The following is a 1,520-nucleotide window of genomic DNA, read 5'->3' as shown; positions in this document are numbered from 1 at the left end:
AACACGCCAGTTCGCCCGGATGTTGGGACTTGAACCGAAGAACACGGCGGTGCGGAGTCCGGAGAGTAACGGAATAGCAGAGAGCTTCGTGAAAACGATAAAGCGTGACTACATCAGTATCATGCCCAAACCAGACGGGTTAACGGCAGCAAAGAACCTTGCAGAGGCGTTCGAGCATTATAACGAATGGCATCCGCATAGTGCGCTGGGTTATCGCTCGCCACGGGAATATCTGCGGCAGCGGGCTTGTAATGGGTTAAGTGATAACAGATGTCTGGAAATATAGGGGCAAATCCAGAATATCTCAATTTTTAAACATAAAATGCGAATTATTTAGTACAAAAAGTGAACTTCTGATGATCTTTCCCTGTGCGGGTTATCCTCACTCAGCAGGTTGCCCCATTCGTCATACTCTACACGCCATCCGGTTCGGCCGTCACTGCGTATCAGCGCCAGCGGCAGTCCCCGGTGGTCGCAGTGGTACAGGTGAATTTTACGCAGCGGCGTGTATTCCGGCTCCATCTGGTTTTTCATCATGATAATGGTGGCTGTGGCTGCCGCCGTCACGGATGCGCTGCTCGTCTTTTTCCGTCAGCTAGCCCCGTTCGTTGTACTGCCAGCACTCGGCATCTTCATCATTCACGGTACGGTGCGTCAGGCGGTCGGCTTCATCGTAATGCCAGAACGTGACCAAGCTTTGATGTCGCTCACTGTGATCTAGTACACGCTACACCCTCCGTCAGGGTGCGAACCACGCCCACGATTTCTGCTTGGTTCTGTCTTACTGTGATTTACATTTATTTTTAGAGTTCTGTACATTTTTAATAAGCAATGATTCATTCAGATACTGTCCCCAATATATATTTAACGCCTTTTCAGTATTTGGATCATTATATTCATTACATAAATATTGGAATGTAAAAGAAATAGCCACCCTTTTATTACGACTAAAGCAATCAAGATTTTTTGCTATCCATGTAGTGCTGGGGATACCATTCCTAACAGGAGGAGTGAGCATATTTAAAATAGTATCCACTAAAGCATCAGCTTCGTAATAATTTTCAATAAAAAGTTTTAAATAGGCTGCAATATAATATGAGAATGCTGGTTTAGTGAGACACATGACAGCATCGGTAATGACTCCAACTTACTGATAGTGTTTTATGTTCAGATAATGCCCGATGACCTTGTCATGCAGCTCCACCGATTTTGAGAACGACAGTGACTTCCGTCCCAGCCTTGCCAGATGTTGTCTCAGATTCAGATTATGTCGCTCAATGCGCTGAGTGTAACGCTTGCTGATAACGTGCAGCTTTCCCTTCAGGCGTGATTCATACAGCGGCCAGCCATCCGTCATCCATACCACGACCTCAAAGGCCGACAGCAGGCTCAGAAGACGCTCCAGTGTGGCCAGAGTGCGTTCACCGAAGACGTGCGCCACAACCCTCCTCCGTATCCTGTCATACGCGTAAAACAGCCAGCGCTGACGTGATTTAGCACCGACGTAGCCCCACTGTTCG

The 1,520-nt window shown here is 47.5% G+C and carries 3 protein-coding genes and 2 pseudogenes; 2 read left to right on the top strand and 3 right to left on the bottom strand.

Annotated features, from left to right (window positions below; translation table 11 throughout):
* A partial coding sequence (locus BFF42_RS16735; protein WP_000318964.1) for an integrase core domain-containing protein occupies positions 1 to 286 on the top strand: 286 nt, incomplete at its 5' end.
* Between the two features lie 80 nt (positions 287 to 366).
* Here the strand turns inward: BFF42_RS16735 and BFF42_RS16730 are convergent.
* Positions 367 to 537: pseudogene (locus tag BFF42_RS16730) on the bottom strand (RHS domain-containing protein); the annotation flags it as partial.
* On the opposite strand from BFF42_RS16730, the gene BFF42_RS16725 reads away from it, so the two are divergent.
* Positions 536 to 721, top strand: a complete 186-nt coding sequence (locus BFF42_RS16725) for a hypothetical protein (protein WP_000606176.1) — start codon at positions 536 to 538, stop codon at positions 719 to 721. The pseudogene BFF42_RS16730 and the gene BFF42_RS16725 overlap by 2 nt on opposite strands.
* Before the next feature lie 60 nt (positions 722 to 781).
* Here the strand turns inward: BFF42_RS16725 and BFF42_RS16720 are convergent, their stop codons facing one another.
* Both BFF42_RS16720 and BFF42_RS16715 read right to left on the bottom strand, forming a co-directional pair.
* Positions 782 to 1,123 (bottom strand): hypothetical protein, encoded by a 342-nt coding sequence (locus BFF42_RS16720; protein ID WP_226342192.1) that lies wholly within the window; start codon positions 1,121 to 1,123, stop codon positions 782 to 784.
* 24 nt (positions 1,124 to 1,147) lie between these two features.
* A pseudogene (locus tag BFF42_RS16715) lies at positions 1,148 to 1,520 on the bottom strand (IS1-like element IS1X2 family transposase); the annotation flags it as partial.

The organism is Shigella sp. FC1661 (assembly GCF_001712525.1).
Taxonomy (GTDB): domain Bacteria; phylum Pseudomonadota; class Gammaproteobacteria; order Enterobacterales; family Enterobacteriaceae; genus Escherichia; species Escherichia coli.
The sequence above is the reverse complement of the archived record's forward strand: the minus strand, read 5'-3'. Positions and strand labels throughout refer to the sequence as shown.

Excerpts from the sequence above, each read along its gene's own strand:
- BFF42_RS16725 (WP_000606176.1), top strand. The coding sequence starts at position 536 with ATGATAATGGTGGCTGTGGCTGCCGCCGTCACGGATGCGCTGCTCGTC.
- BFF42_RS16720 (WP_226342192.1), bottom strand. The coding sequence starts at position 1,123 with ATGTGTCTCACTAAACCAGCATTCTCATATTATATTGCAGCCTATTTA.